Source organism: Bifidobacterium sp. M0399 (assembly GCF_016100595.1).
Lineage (GTDB): Bacteria > Actinomycetota > Actinomycetes > Actinomycetales > Bifidobacteriaceae > Bombiscardovia > Bombiscardovia polysaccharolytica.
Genome location: NZ_JACFSD010000001.1, coordinates 41,621 through 60,560, shown reverse-complemented (window position 1 = coordinate 60,560; position 18,940 = coordinate 41,621). Strand labels below are relative to the sequence as shown.

The window sequence follows — 18,940 nt, the reverse complement described above, 5'->3', positions numbered from 1 at the left end:
CTTCAATTCTCTTTCTCTTGCGTGAACTTGCCGGGGATGGCGGACCTCAGTCAGCCCTGGAGGCCAGCTTCGTGATGCGGGTCATGAACTCGTCCAGGAAACGGGGCACGTCCACGCCGACGGCCACGCGCATGGTCTTATTCGGATCGTTGAGCCGCTGCTCGTCACCGATGGTGCGCCCGCGAGTGGCCCCTTCGGTCTCCACCTTCATGTTCATGGGCAGGGTGGTCACCAGGGTCGGATCCACGGCCACGCCCACGGCCAGTGGATCGTGCAGGCCGCAGCCACCCAGGTGGGGCGAGGTGGTCTCGTAGGCCTTGATGTAGAAGTCGGTCATGTCCGCCAGGAAGGTGCCTGCCGCAGTGCCCAGCTGCCGCCAGCGAGCGGTCTCCTTGTAGGTGAGCAGGGTCTGTAGCGTCACGTCCAGGCCGACCATGGTCACGGGCGCACCGGAGCGGAAGAGCACGTCGGCCGCGTCCGGATCCTGGGAGATATTGGCCTCTTGCCAGGCATCAACATTGCCCGGCACGGTCAGAGCCCCGCCCATGAGCACGATGGAGCCGATGCGCTGGGCAATATCAGGCTCCTTGGCCAGGGCAGCAGCGATGTTGGTCATGGGGCCGGTGGGCACGTAGACCAGATCCTTGCCGTAGGTATTGACCGCTTCGATGATGAAGTCCACGGCCGACTGCGTCTCCGCCTTGCGGTCGGAGTCAGGGATGGCTACGTCGCCGATGCCGTTCTCTCCGTGGATAAAGGCGGAGACAGGCAGCACCTCGAAAGAGTCCGCCTTGGATGCGTGGGACAGACCCGGATAGACCTTGACCTCGGGGTGGCCCAGCAGATCGGTGATGGCCAGATCGTTGCGTATGCCCTGCTCCAGCAGCACGTTGCCATAGGTGCCCGTTATTCCGATCAGCTCAACTTCGGGGCTGCCCAAGGCATAGGAGATGGCCAGAGTGTCGTCGACACCAGTGTCCAGATCGAGAATCAGCTTACGCATACAATGTTTCCTTTCATTGCCATGACTGTATGGAACCATGGCCTTATACATCCACGATGTCCTTGTGGTGGATGCTTGTTTATCATATGCGAAATTGAGCAGTTTCGCTGCCCATGACAGGCGCAAGTCGTGGACAATATCCTCAATGTTCATGCAGCCGTCAACCAGGGCCTGGATAACGGATCCAGAAGCTGGTTTTTCGGGCGATTCCCCGATTGACAATGGCGAGCCGGACCGACAGGCTACTCCCCCAAATGCCTATGATTACGCTGATCTTGCCCGGATGATCTGGCGAAAGGGGAACCCGAAGCCGCAATTCGAGGACGACGACACAATCTGCAACTGATGACCGCCCTGGCCCTGCTGGCATACTTCCTGCATGACAGCCCGGCCCATCTGATCCGCCACGGCCAACCGAACCAGGCAGAGGCCCGGGCCCGGGCATGAGACCAGACATAAGAAGAGGGCGGAACTGGATACCGGCCCGCCCTCATGGAATCTGATACCTCAGATTTTGATGCTTCAGATGTTGAAGACCTGCTTGGCCAGCTTGGCGATGGTGTCGCCGCCCAGCTGTGCGACATCATTCTTGCACTGGTTGATCCTGCCGAAGAGCTGGTCCGCGTCGTTGTATGACAGGGGCTGGCCGATTTCCTTGGACAGGTCAACCAGCTGGTCGATGGTCTCCAGGTTGCTCAGCTTCTCTACCAAGGTCTTCTCGTCCATGAATCACTCCTCTATAAGCGGCTGTGCAGACACCGGGGGCCTTGCGCCATCGATGCCCACCTTTCTCTACCCATCATAGCCAGCGATCGGATGAACCGGGCGCGCAGAAAGGCTCAAATCAGATCGTAGGAGAAATCGCGAATCTGGTCCAGGGTCTGTCGGCTCTCCTCTAGCCAGGTCATGGCCACCGGATAGACGTGTCCCAGGGTCTGCAGACGGTTGGGCCTCGGGTCGTGCAGCTCGAAGTCGCGGCCCTTCCTGCACAGAATCTCGGCCAGCTTCAGAGCGTCGCCCTGTAGAAAATCGTCGGCACTGGTGTTCAGGAAGACCGGCGGCAGGTGGACCATGTCGACCATGGTCGTCAGGTCGGCCGCCTGGTCGCCCCCAGCATGCACAAAGCTTCTGAAGAAGGATGGAGCAACCATGGCCAGGTCATCGGTGGGCGAACTGATTGGTTGGCCGTCTTCCGTATCCACTGATACGTAAGGAGCCAGATCGAAAAGCCCTGAAACGAAGGCAGCGCCCCGAGGCCGCAGACCGGCAGGTTTCAGCCCCAGCATCTGCGCGAATTGGTCATCGGACTCCACTGCCAGCGTATAGAGGGCCAGCGTGCCTCCGGCCGAGTCTCCCGTCAGAAAGATCCGATCAGGCGAAACCGGATACTCGTCCAGGTGGTTCTTTATCCAGGTCAGGGCCGTCAGCACGTCACCCAGCTGGCCCATGAAGTCCGTGCTGGGAATCAGCCGGTAGTTGACCGAGAAGACCGCAAAGCCGCGCTGGGCCAGGTGGGTGCAGAAGTTCCGGTTGAGTTCCTTGTAGCCGTACATGAACCCGCCGCCGTGGATGTCGATGTAGACCGGGGTCACCTTGCCGTAGCGCAGCAGGGCATCATGAGGAAGGTACAGATCCAGCTTGTGGGCGCGCAGACCATCGTCCACATAGGCGATGTCGTTCAGGCAGTCCACCCCCTCGGGCACCTGCCAGTGACGGGAGCGGGGAGCATCCACGCGCCCGCTGGCCAGCCGGGAGCCCAGAACGACCTGAGCCACATCCGGACTGCAGCCATCAAGATCGCCATCGACCTCGGTCCAGCCCTCTAAAAGTTCGCGTTCCTCATCGGTTACAGTCATCTTTGCATCTTTGCTCATCATTCAGCCCTCATCACTCCAACCCACATATCTTGCGCATGTCTGCAGCACGTTCAGCTCCCGCATCCGCTCTTCCGGGTTTACAGCTAATATACATTGCCGGCAAACGGACACTCTTGCCTCTGATCGCGCTCCTGCCGGTAGAATAACGGAAACAGCGACAGAAAGGCCAAGGATGACAATCGCAACCTACGAAGGCGTGTCCGCGCTCTCCCTGGGCCTGCCACCCACCACCGCCATTCCAGCAGCCAAGGGTGAACTGCCCATAAGGGCCTTCACCACGCGACCGCCCGTCTCCTCACGACTGCGTCAGCACTTCTCCACCAGCGTCGACAAGATCGTCATGCTGGCCCTGTTGCGACCCGGGACCATTCCTGTGAGGGACGGCGCGCACTGCCATGAGGTGCTGATCATGGCCATCGGGTTGAAGACCCCCAATGTGCCGGAGGACGTGCTGGAGCATATCGCCGCCATGCGCTCCTCAGGCATGGTTTTCATCACCATTCACCAGGGTGAAAAGGGTCTCGTCTGCACGCCGGCCGTCCGCCGGGCCCTGCCCACCAAAGCCGGTCATGAGACCAGGCATGCGCTCCACCTGGGCAGACCCCGTCCTGCTGATCAGACTAACTTGACCCTGGCCGGCGACGATATGGACCAGCTCTGGGACAGCCTCTGTGCCCAGGTGACCCTGGACCAGACCGACGGCAGAGATCTGGACAGCCGACTCGCAGTCCGCGAGCGTATCGACCTGCTCAAGGCCCAGGAAGCCAAGTTGACCGGAGACCACGGCCGGGCCAAAACCACCCAGAACCGCAACACAGCCTTCGCCAAACTCCAGAAAGTCCGCGCCGAACTAAAGCAACTTTCCGCCGATAATCAGACGGCAGAGGATTAGAACACAGAGTCTAGTCGGGCCTAGTTCGACCTAGTTCATCCACCAAACTGACCAGAGGTCTCAGTATGGCCACTCAACTCGGCGCTTTCGTCGGGAATATCCTTATAGGCCAGGTATTTGCGAAGTTCGAAGGCCGTGGCCAGAATGGGATAATCGCTCAGGCGACGGGGGTTGTAGCCTGTCTCTCTGGCCAGGGCATCCAACCGGTTCTGCATGGTGTTCTTGTGGATGAAAAGCTCCTGGGCGGCATGGGTGATGCTGCCATTGTGGCGGGTATAGGCGCTGAAAACACTCTCAAACTGATCGACACGATCCGGCGCCAGACCCGCAAAGACCTGATCCACAAAGGCCCGACACTGCTCGGTGGACAGTGAGGTGATCAGCAGCCCCGCGCCCATCTGTTCGTACCGATACCGCTGGTCATCGGCAGTGAACCCGGCCCAGCGCGCAGCGACGCAGGCCTGCCGGTAACTGTGCCAGTACTGGCCCGGATTCGCCTGAATCATTCCCGCACCCAGCACCACCTTGGAGCCGACTACCTGACCAAGGGCCTTGCGCAGAGCAGTCACGAATTCATCAAGCTCGGCATCCCCCATCTGCGGCGCATAGATGCGAAAGTCCCTGGGACTCACAGCGAAGAGGGGAACGCCGAAGGACAGGCATGTCTGGCAGAGCCTCTCGTAGAGCCGATCCTGGTTGAGCCTTTCCAGCCGGATGCCTGGCGCTCGGCCGACCAGAGCCCGCCGTGGACCCGACAGATCCAGGTCGAGGGCCAGGGCCAGAGCGTTCATCAATTCGTCGTCCTTGTGCTCCAGGGTCAGCAGGTTGACCAGGTTGGTGGTCATGATCCGCCGGTTGAATCGGGCGATCTGCTCCATGTTGGCGCAGAGCATGAGCTCGGTCATGCGCTCGATGATCCCGCCCAGAGCGCCCACCTTGTTCACTGGTCCAGTGATTCCGATGACCGCCACCACCGCATCGTTGAGCACCACCGGCACGTTGACACCGTCACGGGCTCCCTGATAAGGATGTCGACGATCCACGGCAACGGTCTGGCAATCAACGGCCGCCTGACGGGCCGCGTCATGGAAGCTGCCTATGCGCGAAGCATCAGTGCTGGCCACCATAGTTCCTTCGGTGTCGAAAAAGTTGATGTTGTACTCGATTACATCCTTGAGATTGTCAACGATTGTCTGCGCCGTCGCAGGATCTATGGTCATGGCTTGCCTCCCTACGGACATGGTACATGAACCATTTTTGCCAACGCCATCCATCGCTTTTCGAGTATGGGAGCCCTGGCAAAAAGAGCAAAACAGAGCCACAATGGAAGTGAGAAAAATCATGGGACTGTTACTGGTCTGGCAGCTACGACGATGCCAACCCTGGTCCCTGGCACAAGTTACGGATCAAAGGAACTGACATGGACATTACCCTGTCATGGTGGGCCGCCCTACTGGGCCTGGCCCTGGCCATTATCCTCATTCTCAAGAAGCTCAACACCACCTACGCACTCATGCTGGGAGCCATCGTAGGTTGCCTGATCGGTGGCGCCTCCCTGGGCCAGACCGTCAACATCGTGGTGGCCGGCTCCCAGAGCGTCATGGGCACGGTTATCCGGGTCCTGGCTGCTGGAGTGCTGGCGGGAGTCATGATGGAGTCCGGCGCGGCCAACCGGATAGCTCGAGCCATAGTGGACGGCCTGGGCGAGCGCATGGCCATCCTCTCCCTGGCCCTGGCCACCATGATCATCTGCGCCGTCGGGGTCTTCATTCCCGTGGCCGTTCTGATTGTGGCACCCATCGCCATCGAGGTCGGCAGCCGACTCAAGATCTCCAAGCTGGCTTTGCTGATCGCCCTGTCTGGCGGAGGCAAGGCCGGCAACATCATCTCCCCCAATCCCAACACCATCGCGGTGGCCTCAGGGTTCCACATACAGCCCTCGGCAGTCATGATCGGCAGCTTCATCCCGGCCCTATGTGGACTGGCCATGGCCGTCCTGCTGGCCACCATCATGCAGCATCGCGGGCGGATCGTCACCACGGACGACCTGGGCGAGGATGCGGCTAAAGCCTCCAAGGACAAGGACCTGCCCTCCTTGGGACGCTCACTGGTGGCCCCTATCACCGCCGTGGTCCTGCTCCTGCTCAATCCCGTGGGTTCCATTCTGCACATCGGCCTGCTGGAGCGGTTCCAAGTGGATGCCATGTACATCCTGCCCCTGGCATCCATCCTGGGCCTGCTGGCCATGGGGCAAGGCGGCAAAATCCTCACATACACCAGTGCCGGTCTGCAGCGCATGGTTGATGTGGTTCTCATCCTGATCGGAGCCGGAGCCCTGGGCGGGCTGATCACCAGCTCCGACCTGCCCAAGCAGATCGTCAACCTCATCCATGCCATGGGCGTGCCCGGGTCCATGCTGGCCCCCATCGCCGGCATCCTCATGGCCGCCGCCACGGCCTCCACATCCACGGGCGTCATCCTGGGCAGCAGCTCATTCGGCAAGTCCATCCTGGCCTTTGGCACCTCGGGGGTAGCTGCCGCCGTCACCATGCAGGCGGGCGCCACGGTCATCGACCAGCTGCCCCACGGCAACTACTTCCACGTCACCGCCAAGTCCATCAACATGACCCTGGGCGAGCGGATGAAGGTCGTCCCCTTTGAGTTCCTGGTAGGCCTGACCATGACCCTGGTGGCCATGCTGGTCTATCTGGTCTTCTGAGTCGACGAGTCAGGAAAGGTAACAACCATGAAAATCATCATTGCACCCGACTCCTTCAAGGGCAGCCTGACCGCCAAGGAGGCTGCAAAAGCCATCGAACGCGGATTGCAACGCAGCCCCCTCAAGGCCGAAATGGTCCTGGTGCCCATGGCCGACGGCGGTGAGGGCACGGTCCAGTCCCTGGTCGATGCCACCGGAGGCCATATGATCCAGACCCAAGTCACCGGACCCCTGGGCCAGACCGTGGACGCCAGCTACGGCATCCTGGGCGACGGACGGACGGCCGCCATCGAGATGGCTGCAGCCAGCGGCATCCAGTTCGTCGACGAACAGACCCGAGATCCACTGGTCACCACCACCTACGGTACGGGCGAGCTGATCAGCAAAGCCCTGGACCAGGGCGCACAGGAGATCATCATCGGCCTCGGTGGTTCGGCCACCAACGATGGCGGTGCCGGCATGGCCCAGGCCTTGGGTGCCCGGCTGCTGGACGCTGACGGACGAGAATTGAGTCAGGGAGGGGCCGCACTGGCTCGACTGGATCGAATCGACGTCTCCGGGTTGGATCCCAGGCTTGCAAGCACCCGCATTCGTCTGGCTTCGGACGTGACCAACCCCCTGACCGGTCCCGAAGGAGCCTCTGCCGTCTTCGGGCCGCAAAAGGGGGCGGACCCATCCATGGTGGCCACCCTGGATGCGGCCCTGGGCCACTATGCAGCCGTCATCCGCAAGGACCTGCACCGGGAGGTGGAGACCAAACCGGGGGCAGGGGCCGCCGGAGGTCTGGGCGCAGGCTTCCTGGCCTTCACCCCGGCCGTTATGGCCTCAGGCGTCAATATTGTCGTAGAGACCACACGCCTTAAGGAGCTGGCCCGCGGCGCCGACCTCTGCTTCACCGGTGAGGGCGGCATCGATTTCCAGACCGGTTTCGGCAAGACCCCCATGGGCACAGCCCAGGCCGTCAAAGAGTCCTCCCCCGGCTGCAAGGTCATCGCCCTGGCAGGGAACGTGGGCGCAGGTACCGAAGAGCTCTACAAGGTGGGCATCGATGCCATCTTCAGCATCAGCCCCGGGGCCGTCAGCCTTGAGGAGGCCATGGCCAAGGCCGCCGACAACCTTGCCGCAGTGGCCGAGAACATCGGCAGGCTCCTGGCCTGATCCGGCTCTCGGATTAGCAGAACACGAAAGGGGCTCCGGATGCCTTGCGCACCCGGAGCCCCTGGTAATCAGAACCCCTGTCAGAACTCCTGTTCGGCACAATCATCAGCAGTAATGCCGGACAGTTGGAAGGGATCAGTCGAATTCGGTGATGACCGAACGGATGACCTCGCCGTTGACCAGCTGCTTGTAGGCTTCGTCAATCTGGCTCAGCTTGATGTGCTGGCTGACGATGTCATGCATGTTCAGCCGCCCGTCCACAGCGAAGTCAGCGTACATGGGGATGTCGTGCTTGATGTTGGTGGAGCCCATCCAGACACCCTTGAAGCCGCGCTGGTGGACCAGCAGGTCGGCGGGGTTGATCTCCAGGGAGACCGTGGCATCCGGCTTGGTCAGGCCGATCGGGTAGGCGGTGCCGCCCACGCCCAGCATGTCCCAGGCCTGCTTCATGGTGACGGGCAGACCAATGGCCTCGAAGGCCTGGTCCACGCCGCCGTCAGTCAGCTCGCGCACCTTGGCCACAGGGTCCTCGTTCTTGGAGTTGATGACGTCGGTGGCACCGAACTTGCGGGCGAACTCCAGCTTGTTGTCCAGCAGGTCGATGGCGATGATCCGCTTGGCGCCGCAAATCCGGGCTCCCGAAATGATATTCAGGCCGATGCCGCCGGTGCCGATGACGGCCACGGTGTCGCCGGGACGCACATGTGCGGTGTTGATGGCCGCTCCGGCTCCGGTGATGGTGGCGCAGCCGATGCAGGCGGCCTCATCCCACTTGACCTGGTTGTTGACCACAGCCAGCTGGTTCTCGTGAATTAGGGCCTTCTCGGCGAAGCCGCCGGTGCCGAAGGCCTGGGTGATGGGCCGACCGTCTGGGAAGGAAAGACGGGGCTTCTCGCCCGCACCGCGCACGCACTCCTGCTGCTGAGTGCAGGATTGGGGCTGGCCCTTGAGGCAGTTGGCGCAGTGTCCGCAGACCTGCTCCAGGGAGGCCACCACGTGGTCGCCCACCTTGATGCCGGACACCTCGGGGCCCACAGCCTCGACGATGCCCGAGATCTCATGGCCTATCACAGCCGGGAAGGGGAAGAACTTGTCGTCATCCTCGACCAGATGCAGATCCGAATGGCACAGACCCGAGGCCTGCACGTCCACCAGGACCTCCGCGCCAATGGGGTCATCAATGATGATCTCCTCGGGCTGGGCAAACCCCTTGCCGATGCCGTAAGCAATCGACGCCTTGATCTTCTGAGGCATAAACCATCTCCTAATCACCATGCCGCCACCGGCCTCATGCCAGGCAGGGCAAAAACAACGTTGAATATTCCGCTGTGGCCACGGCCATCCTCAATGTATGCACCGCTGCCGCAGACCACCTTCATGCTAGCAGGAAAGAGGGGTCAATCAGCATTTAGACTGGCCCGGAAAAAGGCCTCCGGCGTTTCCTCGACGGGGACTCCAAGCATCCATAGAATAGGCTTCATGTGTGGACGATTCGCGGCTGACCTGGACTACTCAAGTCTGGCTCAACACTACGGTGCCCGGCAGGCTCCGGGACTACCCGAGCCCTCCTGGAACATCAGCCCCGGGTCGGTCATAGCCCTGGTGGCCCAGGACCGACATGGGCAACGGCACCTGCATCCGGCCCGCTGGAACCTGGTCCCATCCTGGTCCGAAAGCGACCAGATGGCCTACCCCACCCACAACGCGCGGGTGGAGAGCGCCCTGACCAAGCGGACCTACGCGGACTCGGCCAAAAGTCAGAGGGCCATCATTCCGGCAAGCGGCTACTACGAGTGGACACCTGACCACCAGCCCTACTACTTCCAGGCCCCCGACGGCCACACGCTGAATATCGCAGGACTCTACTCCTGGTGGCGTGCCAGACCTGGCCAACCCTGGCTGCTGACGGCCACCATCCTGACGACGCAAGCCACCCCGGAGGCCGCCCGGGTGCACGACCGGATGCCCCTGCTGATCACTGACGAGAGCCTGGACTCGTGGCTGGACCCAAGCGTGAACGGCAGGGCGGTTCTGCCCAAGGCTGTGGAACCCGGCCGTCATGCCTCTGAAGGATTGACCATGCACCCGGTGGCGCCCTTGAAAGGGGACGGTCCGGAGCTGACCGAGGAAATGGCCCTGGACCAGAGGGTCAAGAGAATTTAGAGGGTTCGCAGGATTCAGATGGTGAAGCCCAGCTCCCTTGCCGCCTCGGTGGGGACCGGGTCGTAGGCCCAATACTCGCTCAGGTTGTCGTCGGAGGACAGGCTGCGAATCTCGGCCTTGTCGATGTAGACCTCGCCCGACAGATGGTCGGTCTCATGCTGGAAGATGCGGGCCGGCCAGCCGTGCATGCGCTGGCGGTGCTTGCGCCCGGAACGGTCCTCCCAACTGGCCGTGATGTCCAGCCAGCGCCGCCGAACCGCCTGGAATCCTTCCAGGGACAGACACCCCTCGTAGAAGGCCGCGGTCTCCTGCCCGATAGGCTCATAGGAGGGGTTGATGATGACCCTGAAGGGCAGTTCGTCGATCTGACGCGGATCATCCTCATCGTCGCGGACATGATCCTCTATGACGGCGATTGCCAAGCCTAGGCCCACCTGAGGTGCCGCCAGCCCCACGCCCGGTGCCTCAAGCATGGTGGCCCGCATGGCCTTGAGCAGCCTGTTCAGAGTCTTGGCTGCCAGTTGACCCTTGTAGGGCTTGGCCTGCCGACGAAGTACGGGCTCGCCCATCTGCACAATAGGCAGGAGCTCTTCTTTGCCGGCCTCAGCCAGCATGGATTCCACCCGGTGGTTGAGATCGGCGTCGAAGGCCGCCTTTCTGCCGAACATGGATGATTCCGCCTTTCCTGGGTCGTCGGTTCAGATGGCCAGCTCGTCGGCCACGACTGAGGCCAGCCGCTGGCAGACCTGGTCGGCCTGCTCCTGGGTGGCCGCCTCGACCATGACCCTGACCAAGGGCTCGGTGCCCGAGGGCCGCAGCAGGACCCGGCCGGTGCTGCCCAGCATCCGCTCCTCCGCCTCGACAGCATCCTGGACCTTGGCGTTGGTGCGGGCCGCGTTCTTGTCCACACCGGAGACGTTGATCAGCTGCTGGGGCAGCTGCGGGAAGTCGGCGGCAAGCTCCTTGAGGCTCTTGCCCGAGCGCACGACCTCCTTGGCCAGGGTCAAGGCAGTCAGGGTCCCGTCGCCCGTGGTGGCGAACTCGCGGTTGATGACGTGCCCGGACTGCTCGCCGCCCAGGGTATAGCCTCCGCGCAGCATCTCCTCAAGGACGTAGCGGTCGCCCACAGCCGTCTGGACGGTGACGATGCCCATCTGCTTCAGGGCCAACTTGAGTCCCAGGTTGCTCATGACGGTGACCACCAAGGTGTCGTTGGCCAGCTTGCCCTCACGCTGCTTGGCGCGGGCCAGAATGCCCATGATCTGATCGCCGTTGACCATGTTTCCCTCTTCGTCCACGGCCAGACAGCGGTCGGCATCCCCGTCGAAGGCCACGCCCATGACCGCGTCCGAGGCCTTGACCATGGCCTGCAGCTGCTCGGGATGGGTGGAGCCGGCGTGCTTGTTGATGTTGTAGCCGTCAGGCGAGGCGTTGATGACCACCACGTCCGCACCGGCCCGGCGCAGGGCCTCGGGAGCTACCACCGAGGTGGCTCCGTTGGCGCAGTCGGCCACAATCCGCAGACCGTCCAAGGGCTTGGTTTGGGTCTTGTCAGGGGCCACAGGGGCCACGGCCTCCACCAGATGGTCGATGTACATGTTGGTGGCGGTCACCGTGTCATGGGAGACGCGGCCTACGCCCTCACCCACCGGGCGTTCCCAGTCCTGGCCCAGGACCGATTCGATGTCGTCCTCCTTGGAATCCTGGAGCTTGAACCCGCCCCGGGCGAAGAACTTGATGCCGTTGTCCGGCATGGGGTTGTGTGAGGCGGAGATGACAGCGCCCATCTCCACGTTGAGCACGCTGGTCAGGTAGGCGATGCCCGGAGTAGGAATGATGCCCACGTCGATCACGTCGAAACCGCCCGATGACATGCCGGCAGCCAGGGCCGAGGCCAGGAAGTCCCCGGAGACCCGGGTGTCACGGCCGATCAGTGCCCGTCGGCGGCCCGCGGACCGATCCGCACCACGGCCCAGGACCCTGACTGCTGCATCGCCCAGATCAAGGGCCAGCTGTGCAGTCAGGTCTCTATTGGCTAAACCGCGTACACCATCGGTACCGAATAATCTGGGCATTTGCTCTCCTCCGAACGTACCATCCTGAATTCAGGCAACAGATTCATTATGGCCCCGCCCCTGACCCGTCGCCACTTGGGCCGGGGCGGGCAGAATACTCAGCGCAGACGCTCGTTGTATTCGCGGACCTTGAGTATGCGTCTGGAGGACTCCGTGTTCTGGATGATCATCCCACGCAGGGCCTTGGGTGCCTCAGCATGGTCGGCCAGCCAGGCATCGCCCGCCTTGACCAGGGCGGCCGGGTCGGCCTTGGTCGGGTAGAGTCCGCCCGCCGACAGGGGGTTGAGCAGGGTCTCCGCGATGTGGAAGGTCTTCTGGGTCCAGACCTCGTCCACGGCTGCGAAGAAGCGGTCCACGTAGGGCGCGAAGAGCTCCTGGTCCCCTGAACCGGAGAAGCCGTCGGCCAAGGCCTCGATCTGCGAATTGGTCAGATCCTCATTGTGCAGGGCCTGATCCCAGGCCCAGGCCTTGGCCTCGGAAGTCGGACGTGCAGCCCGGGCTCCCATGGCGAACTCGCGGTTCTCCGTGGTGTCTTTCGCGGCCAGCTCCCGGTCGATCTCGCCGTCAGCCAGCAGGTCGTGGGCAGACAAGGCGTGGATGATCAGCCAGCGGGTGTTGTTGTCGATGGTCAGCCCCTCCAGCTTCAGGTCGCCGCTCAGCAGACCCCGGGCGTGGTCCTCGAAGTCGGCGTCGTCTCCGTAGCCCAGGTAGGCGCGGACCAGCTGGAACTGCTCGTCCGAACCGGGTTGGGCCTTCATGGCCAGATCCCAGAGCGTGCTGGCCACCAGCTGCAGCATGGGCTGACGGCGACGGGAGGCGGTGAAGTGGTGGGCGGCCGTGGAGATCTGAGACAGGGCGTAGCGGAAGGTGGTGGACTGGTGCTCGGTGGCCAGTGCCTTCAAGCTCAGGCTGATGAAGCGCTCAGCAGGGAACTGCGCATCCCTGGTCATGTCCCAAAGGCTGAGCCAGACCACGGCCCGGGCCAGACGGTCCTCGATCCGGTACAGGTTCTGCGTGGCATACTCCAGAGAATCTTGATCCAGACGCAGCTTGGCGTAGGTCAGATCGTCGTCGTTGATCAGAATCAGGGCCGGACGCTTCTTGCCAACGACCTGGGGCACTTCGGCTCCCTGGCCGTCCAGATCCAGCTCGAACCGGTCTGTACGCACCACCTTGCCGGACTGGTCCTCGTCATAGAAGCCCACAGCCAGGCGGTGAGGACGCAGGACCGGATGCTCCTCGGGGGCGGTCTGGTCGATCCGCATGGCGGTGATGGTCCCCTGCTCGTCGGTCTGCACTTGGCTGGTCAGCGTGGTGATGCCGGCCTCCTCAAGCCAAAGCCGGGACCAGTTGCCCAGGTCGCGGCCGCTGGTCTTCTCCAGCTCGGTCAGCAGATCCTTCAGGGTGGCGTTGCCGTGGGCATGGGCCGTCAGATAGTTGTGGATGCCCTGGAAGAAGCGATCACGGCCCACGTAGGCGACCAGCTGCTTCAGCACGGAACCGCCCTTGGCGTAGGTGATGCCATCGAAGTTGACCTCGGTGTCGTGCAGGTCGCGGATGGGGGCCACCACGGGGTGGGTGGTGGGCAGCTGGTCCTCGGTCAGGGCCCAGCTCTTCTCGCCGGAGCAGAAGGTGGCCCAGTCGTCGGTCCACTCAGTGGCCTCGGCGGTGGCCAGTGTCGACATGAACTCGGCGAAGGACTCGTTCAGCCACAGATCGTTCCACCACTTCATGGTCACCAGGTCGCCGAACCACATGTGGGCCAGCTCGTGCAGGACGGTCTCCACGCGGCGGTTGATCTGGGCCCCGGTGGCCTTGGACTCGAAGACGTAGGAATCACGGAAGGTGACCAGGCCGATGTTCTCCATGGCGCCCGCGTTGTATTCGGGCACGAAGATCTGGTCGTACTTAGCCCAGGGGAAGGGCAGGTCCCAGGTCTTGGCGTAGAAGGCGAAGCCCTTCTTGGTCACATCGAAGAGGTATTCGGCATCCCCGTCCAGGGAGTCCTTCAGCGCCTGGCGGCAGTATAGGCCCATGGGGATGGTCCGGCCGTCCTCGTTATGGTACTCGCTGGTCCACTGGGCGTAGGGTCCGGCGGCGAAGGCGGTCAGGTAGGAGCTCATGACCGGGGTGGTCTGGAAGACCCAACGGGTCACGCCCTCGGTACGGCCGCCCTCCAGGGTTCCCTCGGCGGTGCGGCTGTCCAGGGCCTGATGGGAGGCGGGAGGCATGTTGGACAGAACCGTCCAGGATGCGGGGGCATCCACGGTGAAGTCAAAGACGGCCTTGATGTCCGGCTGGTCGAAGACTGCGTAAACTCGGCGGGCGTCGGGCACCTCGAACTGGGAGTAGAGGTAGACGTTGCCATCCGAGGGATCCACGCTGCGATGCAACCCCTCGCCTGTGCGCGAATACCGGCAGAGAGCCTCCACCCGCAGCTGGTTGTGCTCACGCAGGTCGTTAAGCTCAATCCGGTCGTCCCTGAAGGCCAGGGCCGGGTCCAGACGCCGGCCGTTCAGCTCGATCATGCTGACCTGGTCGGCAATCAGATCCACAAAGGTGGACTCCCCCGGCCGGGCATCAAAGTCGATCAGGGCGGTAGAGGGGAAGGTTGCAGGCCCCTTGGTCAGGTCCAGATTGACCTTGTAGCTGACATTGGATACGACGACGGCTCGCTCTTCGGCTTCCACACGAGTCAGATTGGCTCCGGGCATGAATTTCCTTTCGCGCATGGATGTCGGTGCCCCCACCGGCATCGGCATAGGTCCTGTATGGATATGGCATGTCAAGTCTAATGCTGGCACACGCCGACGGGCCAGCGGGACGGTTTCCCTCTTTTCTCACGGCGCAGTCCGGACGGGAATAGTCAGGCCTCCAGGCGGTTGTTCATGGTCCATGCTTTATGAGTCTGGCGGAAAGGGAGCGCCATGCAGGTCCGGACCGGGTTTACCACACAGCAGCTCAACATGCTCTGCCAGTACTCCTACGGGATCGGTCGAGGGGACGTCAAGACCCGGCCGGGCCTGCACTGGTTCGAGGATCCGACCCTGGGCAGCTACTGGGTGCTGCGCTCACGCTACTGCCCCGAAAACGGCTTCGAGGGGATGATTGCCGCCCAGAACATGGAGAACGGTCCGGACTATGCCCATTTGGTCGTGGTCTATGCAGGCACCAACCTGCGCGACGACCCCCGCCACGACATCCATGCCGCGCTGACCTGCTTCCTGCCACCGCTGAATGGGGAGCCGGGACAGACACAGCAGGCAGGCATCCTGGCCAGGCAAGCGCTTGACCTGGCCCGGCACAAGGCGGGAACCGACCGCGGGGTGCTTTTTACCGGACATAGCCTGGGTGGAGGCCTGGCCCTGATTCAGGCAGCGGAGCAGGACCTGCCCGCCAGGGTCTTCTGCGCGGCCGACCCCTGGCGGGTGCTGGGCCAGGAGCAGCGTCAGCGGGTGGCCCGCCACTACGGTGACGGCAAGTTCCTGGACTACCGTCTGGGCAACGACAGGGTGACCGGAACTGCCAACCGTCTGCTGAGCGGACAGGCTGACCGCAGCGCCTGTGTGGTCTGGTGCGGCAAGGGACCCAGCAGGTTCGGACATTGGCTAGGCGACTTCGACTTCGACCAGGGCGGTGAAGTTCTGGCCGAAACTCCCATCACTTTGGCCCAATACTCGCGGTAACGTGGGAATTGGGCAGTCTCCAACGAGGGAGCGTCACCCCCGCAGGGATATCATGTTGGGTATTCAACTTCGTTCGTGCAGGGTCTTACACGCATATCAGAGAGGATATGCGATCTGAAAGCAATGATGTACTACGGCAAGGAAGTTGTACGTCTAAAGGACGTGCCCGAGCCTGAGCGCAAGCCGGGAACCATCAAGATTCATCCCGCCTTCACCGGCATCTGCGGTTCCAATGTTCATCTTTACTATGGCGGAGCCGTAAACGGGAGCGGGAATTCGCCCGACCATCCCCATCCGCTGACGTGAGAGACCCTACCGGTGGTCTTCGGCCGCGAGATCTCGGGTACCGTCGAGGACATCGTGGATAAGGGCTTCCGCCAGCTGCGTGAGGACACGGGAACCACGTCAAGGTCATCGTGAGCATGTAAGCGCTGCTGTCTACTGATAAAACTGAAGGCTCCGGTCGCCCAGATGGACGGCCGGAGCCTTCGGTATCAGTTGCAGGAAACGATGGTCAGTCCTGTGACTGCACGTCGGTGGCGATGTCGGCCACCACAGGCACGATCATGGGCCGACGGTGCAGCTTGCGTGAGATCCAGCCGCCCAGGGTGCGGCGCATCATCTGCTGGAGCTGGTAGGTGCCGGTGGTTCCCTTGGACATGGCATCCTCAAGCTGATCGATTATCTGGGCGTTGATGGACTTGAACTCGCTCTCATCCTCGGCCACGGCGTTCAGATAGAGCTTGGGGCCCGAGACGACCTTGCTGGTCTCGGTGTCGACCACGGCGAAGGCGGAGACGAAGCCCTCGGTGCCCAGAATCCGGCGCTGCTCAAGCTCGTCGTCGGTCAGCTGACCAACGGAGTCGCCGTCCACATAGACGTAACCGCAGGGCACGGACCCGACCACGGCGGCCTGGCCATGGTAGAGGTCCACCACATCGCCATCCTCGGCCAGGACCACGTTCTGCGGATCTACACCTGTCTTGACGGCGATCAGGCCGTTGGCCACCAGGTGCCGGTTCTCACCGTGGATGGGCATGGCGCACTTGGGCTGCACGATGTTGTAGAAGTGCAGCAGCTCGCCCTCGTCGGAGTGGCCGGAGACGTGGATGGCCGCGTTGTCGCGGTTGACCACCTTGGCACCCAGACGCACCAGTTTGTTGATGACCTTGTAGACCTCGTGCTCGTTGCCGGGGATCAACGAACTGGCAAGGATGACCGTGTCGAACTCGTTGATGGTGATGTCGCGGTGGGTCCCATCGGCGATGCGGCCCAGAGCCGCCATGGGCTCGCCCTGGGATCCGGTGCACATGTAGACGATCTTCTCATCGGGGATGCTGTGGGCATCCTTGAGGTCGACCACGGTGTCCTCGGGCAGGTGCAGGTATCCCAGGTCGGAGGCAATGGACATGTTGCGGACCATGGACCGGCCTGCGAAGACCACCTTGCGGCCGAACTTATGAGCAGCATCAACCACCTGCTGCACCCGGTGGACGTGGCTGGAGAAGGAGGCCACTATGATCTTGCGCTGGGCCTCGGCGAAGGCCTTGTCCAGGGCGGGGGCGATGGAGATTTCGGGCTTGACGAAGCCGGGGACCTCGGCGTTGGTGGAATCGACCATGAGCAGGTCCACGCCGGACTCGCCAAGCTTGGCGAACTCGCGCAGATCGGTCAGACGGTGATCCAGAGGCAGCGGGTCGATCTTCATGTCGCCGGTGTCGATGATGTGGCCTGCCGGGGTGCGCACAGAGACGGCCAAGGCATCGGGAATGGAGTGGGTGACCGCCACGAACTCCAGGTTGAAGGGGCCTACCTTGAGCTTGTCGCGGCCCTTGACTTCAACCTTGGTGGGCTTGAGATGGTGCTCCTCACACTTGGCATCGACGAATCCCAGGGTCAGCCTGGATCCGATCAGGGGGATGTCCGGACGCAGCTTGAGCAAGTAGGGCACGCCGCCGATATGGTCCTCATGCCCGTGGGTCAGCACCAAGGCGTCCACCTGATCCAGCTTGTCCTTGATGTAGCTGAAGTCAGGCAGAATCAGGTCCACGCCCGGCTGCTCCTCTTCGGGGAAGAGCACGCCGCAGTCGATCAGCAGGATGTGGCCGTTGTACTCGATCACATTCATGTTGCGGCCGATTTCGCCCAGGCCACCCAAGGGAACGATGCGCATGGAGCCCTTGCGATACTTGGGGGGTGCTACCAGATGCTGCTCGGTCTGGGTGCCCTTGCCGCGGGCGATGGCGCCGTTGCGACGGTTGCGGGATTCGCCCCGGGACCTGCTTGACCCCTGCTTGCCATTCTTGGAGGAGGACCGACGACTTCTGCTCTTGCCGGTCGTGTTTGATTCTTCTTGTTTTCTTGCCATAGTCACTTGTGTTTCTATCATCTGTGCCCCTGCCTATACAGGGGCGACGTCGCTTTCAGGACTGATTCAGATCAGCCCGGCAGCCTTCATGCCCTTGCGGGCAAGAGCCACCTGGTCCTCATCGGGACCCAGATTGGGCAGCCTCATGGCCGTCTGGTCCAGTCTGCCGGCCGCTTTCAGAGCGGCCTTGGCCATGACGGCCTGCTGCCCCTGGCCGTTCAGAGCCTGGACCAGCGGGTCCAGACGCACGGCCAGATCCCTTGCGCCATCCAGGTCGCCAGCATCGAAGTCGTCAGCCAGACGCTTCATGGGTCCGGATGCCACATGGGCAATGACCGAGATGACGCCGACCGCGCCCAAGGCCAGGAAGGGCAGGTAGAGTCCGTCATCGCCTGAGTACCAGGTCAGGCCGGTCTCCTGGCGTTTGCGGGGCATGGAGGCCAGGTCGCCCGTGGCATCCTTGACGGCGGTGATCGCATCTAACTCGCCCAGACGCCGGTAGGTGTCCAGCTCGACGTGCAGCCCGGTCCGTCCGGGCACATCGTAAAGAATGATCGGTCGCTGAGCCGACTGGCATACCGAACGGAAGTGGGCCACCACCCCATCCTGGGAGGGCCGCGAGTAGTAGGGCATGACCACCAGCAGGGCATCGGCCCCGGCCTCCTGGGTCATCTCCACCATACGTACCGTGTGCGCCGTGTCGTTGGATCCCGCTCCGGAGATGACGGGCACATCGACGGCATCCTTGACGGCCCTGACCAGGTTGACCTTCTCCTCCATGTGGGTGACGGGAGACTCGCCTGTTGTGCCGTTGACCAGGATGCCGTCGGCCCCATCGGCCACCAGGGTGCGGGCTAGATTGGCGGCAGCCCCATAATCCACGGATCCGTCCTTATTCATAGGCGTGATCATGGCGGGGATCACCCGTCCGAAGGGTGCAGGAGGAAGCAGATGGGTAACGGTCTCGGTCATATCTTCACGCTACTTGCAGATGGGGAC

The 18,940-nt window shown here is 62.5% G+C and carries 16 protein-coding genes; 6 read left to right on the top strand and 10 right to left on the bottom strand.

Annotated elements, in window-relative coordinates; genetic code table 11:
- Positions 1-46: 46 nt before the first annotated feature.
- From H3V09_RS00180 to H3V09_RS00170, 3 genes are all read right to left on the bottom strand, one after another.
- Positions 47-1,003: a nucleoside hydrolase gene (locus H3V09_RS00180; protein WP_144176715.1), complete on the bottom strand. Its 957-nt coding sequence runs from the start codon at positions 1,001-1,003 to the stop codon at positions 47-49.
- A gap of 522 nt (positions 1,004-1,525) precedes the next feature.
- The gene (locus tag H3V09_RS00175; RefSeq protein WP_015021464.1) at positions 1,526-1,729 is read right to left on the bottom strand and encodes a hypothetical protein; all 204 of its coding nucleotides are present in this window, start codon (positions 1,727-1,729) and stop codon (positions 1,526-1,528) included.
- Positions 1,730-1,842: 113 nt separating this feature from the next.
- A complete protein-coding gene (locus H3V09_RS00170) occupies positions 1,843-2,859 on the bottom strand; it encodes an alpha/beta hydrolase (protein ID WP_232339313.1) in 1,017 nt (338 codons plus the stop codon).
- Positions 2,860-3,052: 193 nt separating this feature from the next.
- Between H3V09_RS00170 and H3V09_RS00165 the strand changes: the two genes are divergently transcribed.
- Positions 3,053-3,772 (top strand): DUF4391 domain-containing protein, encoded by a 720-nt coding sequence (locus H3V09_RS00165; protein ID WP_198190547.1) that lies wholly within the window; start codon positions 3,053-3,055, stop codon positions 3,770-3,772.
- Between the two features lie 35 nt (positions 3,773-3,807).
- On the opposite strand, the gene H3V09_RS00160 is transcribed toward H3V09_RS00165, so the two are convergent.
- The gene (locus H3V09_RS00160) at positions 3,808-4,992 is read right to left on the bottom strand and encodes a CdaR family transcriptional regulator (protein ID WP_198190546.1); all 1,185 of its coding nucleotides are present in this window, start codon (positions 4,990-4,992) and stop codon (positions 3,808-3,810) included.
- Between the two features lie 200 nt (positions 4,993-5,192).
- Here H3V09_RS00160 and H3V09_RS00155 point away from each other — a divergent pair, with 200 nt between their 5' ends.
- Both H3V09_RS00155 and H3V09_RS00150 read left to right on the top strand, forming a co-directional pair.
- Complete coding sequence (locus H3V09_RS00155; protein ID WP_198190545.1) at positions 5,193-6,491, top strand: GntP family permease; 1,299 nt, start codon at positions 5,193-5,195, stop codon at positions 6,489-6,491.
- 27 nt (positions 6,492-6,518) lie between these two features.
- Entirely contained in the window at positions 6,519-7,649 is a 1,131-nt protein-coding gene (locus H3V09_RS00150; RefSeq protein WP_198190544.1) for a glycerate kinase, read from the top strand.
- A 135-nt stretch (positions 7,650-7,784) separates the two neighbouring features.
- On the opposite strand, the gene H3V09_RS00145 is transcribed toward H3V09_RS00150, so the two are convergent.
- Positions 7,785-8,903: a zinc-binding dehydrogenase gene (locus H3V09_RS00145; RefSeq protein WP_052323105.1), complete on the bottom strand. Its 1,119-nt coding sequence runs from the start codon at positions 8,901-8,903 to the stop codon at positions 7,785-7,787.
- 225 nt (positions 8,904-9,128) lie between these two features.
- On the opposite strand from H3V09_RS00145, the gene H3V09_RS00140 reads away from it, so the two are divergent.
- Positions 9,129-9,812 carry an SOS response-associated peptidase gene (locus tag H3V09_RS00140; RefSeq protein WP_198190543.1) on the top strand — a complete coding sequence of 228 codons (684 nt, stop codon included), beginning with the start codon at positions 9,129-9,131 and terminating at the stop codon, positions 9,810-9,812.
- Between the two features lie 14 nt (positions 9,813-9,826).
- Here the strand turns inward: H3V09_RS00140 and H3V09_RS00135 are convergent, their stop codons facing one another.
- The 3 genes from H3V09_RS00135 to pepN all read right to left on the bottom strand — a co-directional run bounded on the left by H3V09_RS00135 (position 9,827) and on the right by pepN (position 14,601).
- The gene (locus H3V09_RS00135) at positions 9,827-10,480 is read right to left on the bottom strand and encodes a peptide deformylase (RefSeq protein WP_198190542.1); all 654 of its coding nucleotides are present in this window, start codon (positions 10,478-10,480) and stop codon (positions 9,827-9,829) included.
- 30 nt (positions 10,481-10,510) lie between these two features.
- The gene (glmM, locus tag H3V09_RS00130; protein WP_046322570.1) at positions 10,511-11,887 is read right to left on the bottom strand and encodes a phosphoglucosamine mutase; all 1,377 of its coding nucleotides are present in this window, start codon (positions 11,885-11,887) and stop codon (positions 10,511-10,513) included.
- 98 nt (positions 11,888-11,985) lie between these two features.
- Positions 11,986-14,601, bottom strand: coding sequence for an aminopeptidase N (gene pepN, locus H3V09_RS00125; RefSeq protein WP_198190541.1), 2,616 nt, complete (start codon positions 14,599-14,601; stop codon positions 11,986-11,988).
- A 213-nt stretch (positions 14,602-14,814) separates the two neighbouring features.
- Between pepN and H3V09_RS00120 the strand changes: the two genes are divergently transcribed.
- Both H3V09_RS00120 and H3V09_RS00115 read left to right on the top strand, forming a co-directional pair.
- Positions 14,815-15,573, top strand: coding sequence for a hypothetical protein (locus tag H3V09_RS00120; protein WP_198190540.1), 759 nt, complete (start codon positions 14,815-14,817; stop codon positions 15,571-15,573).
- Positions 15,574-15,696: 123 nt separating this feature from the next.
- Complete coding sequence (locus H3V09_RS00115; protein WP_176694628.1) at positions 15,697-15,879, top strand: hypothetical protein; 183 nt, start codon at positions 15,697-15,699, stop codon at positions 15,877-15,879.
- Between the two features lie 208 nt (positions 15,880-16,087).
- Here the strand turns inward: H3V09_RS00115 and H3V09_RS00110 are convergent, their stop codons facing one another.
- Both H3V09_RS00110 and dapA read right to left on the bottom strand, forming a co-directional pair.
- Positions 16,088-17,941, bottom strand: coding sequence for a ribonuclease J (locus tag H3V09_RS00110; RefSeq protein ID WP_198191080.1), 1,854 nt, complete (start codon positions 17,939-17,941; stop codon positions 16,088-16,090).
- A 66-nt stretch (positions 17,942-18,007) separates the two neighbouring features.
- The gene (dapA, locus tag H3V09_RS00105) at positions 18,008-18,913 is read right to left on the bottom strand and encodes a 4-hydroxy-tetrahydrodipicolinate synthase (protein WP_198190539.1); all 906 of its coding nucleotides are present in this window, start codon (positions 18,911-18,913) and stop codon (positions 18,008-18,010) included.
- Positions 18,914-18,940: the final 27 nt, after the last annotated feature.

Bases quoted from the DNA above. Each gene is read 5' to 3' on its own strand.
- H3V09_RS00180 (WP_144176715.1), bottom strand. From the start codon at position 1,003: ATGCGTAAGCTGATTCTCGATCTGGACACTGGTGTCGACGACACTCTG.
- H3V09_RS00175 (WP_015021464.1), bottom strand. From the start codon at position 1,729: ATGGACGAGAAGACCTTGGTAGAGAAGCTGAGCAACCTGGAGACCATC.
- H3V09_RS00170 (WP_232339313.1), bottom strand. From the start codon at position 2,859: ATGACTGTAACCGATGAGGAACGCGAACTTTTAGAGGGCTGGACCGAG.
- H3V09_RS00165 (WP_198190547.1), top strand. From the start codon at position 3,053: ATGACAATCGCAACCTACGAAGGCGTGTCCGCGCTCTCCCTGGGCCTG.
- H3V09_RS00160 (WP_198190546.1), bottom strand. From the start codon at position 4,992: ATGACCATAGATCCTGCGACGGCGCAGACAATCGTTGACAATCTCAAG.
- H3V09_RS00155 (WP_198190545.1), top strand. From the start codon at position 5,193: ATGGACATTACCCTGTCATGGTGGGCCGCCCTACTGGGCCTGGCCCTG.
- H3V09_RS00150 (WP_198190544.1), top strand. From the start codon at position 6,519: ATGAAAATCATCATTGCACCCGACTCCTTCAAGGGCAGCCTGACCGCC.
- H3V09_RS00145 (WP_052323105.1), bottom strand. From the start codon at position 8,903: ATGCCTCAGAAGATCAAGGCGTCGATTGCTTACGGCATCGGCAAGGGG.
- H3V09_RS00140 (WP_198190543.1), top strand. From the start codon at position 9,129: ATGTGTGGACGATTCGCGGCTGACCTGGACTACTCAAGTCTGGCTCAA.
- H3V09_RS00135 (WP_198190542.1), bottom strand. From the start codon at position 10,480: ATGTTCGGCAGAAAGGCGGCCTTCGACGCCGATCTCAACCACCGGGTG.
- glmM (WP_046322570.1), bottom strand. From the start codon at position 11,887: ATGCCCAGATTATTCGGTACCGATGGTGTACGCGGTTTAGCCAATAGA.
- pepN (WP_198190541.1), bottom strand. From the start codon at position 14,601: ATGCCCGGAGCCAATCTGACTCGTGTGGAAGCCGAAGAGCGAGCCGTC.
- H3V09_RS00120 (WP_198190540.1), top strand. From the start codon at position 14,815: ATGCAGGTCCGGACCGGGTTTACCACACAGCAGCTCAACATGCTCTGC.
- H3V09_RS00115 (WP_176694628.1), top strand. From the start codon at position 15,697: ATGATGTACTACGGCAAGGAAGTTGTACGTCTAAAGGACGTGCCCGAG.
- H3V09_RS00110 (WP_198191080.1), bottom strand. From the start codon at position 17,941: ATGGCAAGAAAACAAGAAGAATCAAACACGACCGGCAAGAGCAGAAGT.
- dapA (WP_198190539.1), bottom strand. From the start codon at position 18,913: ATGACCGAGACCGTTACCCATCTGCTTCCTCCTGCACCCTTCGGACGG.